This is a genomic window from Xanthomonas sp. D-109, assembly GCF_017746095.1.
Lineage (GTDB): Bacteria > Pseudomonadota > Gammaproteobacteria > Xanthomonadales > Xanthomonadaceae > Xanthomonas_A > Xanthomonas_A sacchari.
In genome coordinates this window covers 222-653 of record NZ_JAGHWV010000047.1, presented here as the reverse complement: position 1 = coordinate 653, position 432 = coordinate 222, and the positions used below count along the sequence as shown (strand labels likewise).

General features: G+C 73.6%; 1 protein-coding gene. It reads left to right on the top strand.

Features of this window, described 5'->3' with window-relative positions:
- A partial coding sequence (locus J7357_RS21260; RefSeq protein WP_244667728.1) for an AAA family ATPase occupies positions 1-432 on the top strand: 432 nt, incomplete at both ends.

Sequence of the window (432 nt, the reverse complement as noted above, 5' to 3'; positions counted from 1 at the left end):
ACGCCCTGCCGGCCGGCGCCAGCACCCTGCATCGCCTGCTCGGCGTCATTCCCGACCTGCCGCGCTTCCGCCACGACGCCGACAACCCGCTGCCGTTCGACCTGATCGTGATCGACGAAGCCTCCATGGTCGACCTGCCGCTGATGTGCAAGCTGGTCGACGCCGTGGCCGACGGCGCGCAACTGATCCTGCTCGGCGATGCCGACCAGTTGCCCTCGGTGGAAGCCGGCGACGTGCTCGCCGCGATCCTGCAGGCCGCCGGCCCCGGCGACGCGCTGCAGCCCGACGACGCGCAGGCGCTGCAACCGCTGCTCGGTCACAGCGCGGTCGCGCACGACCACGGCGGCCTGGCCGGGCACCGCGTGCACCTGCTGCGCGGCTACCGCCAGGCCCAGGATTTCGCCCTGGCGCCACTGGCCGACGCGGTGCGCA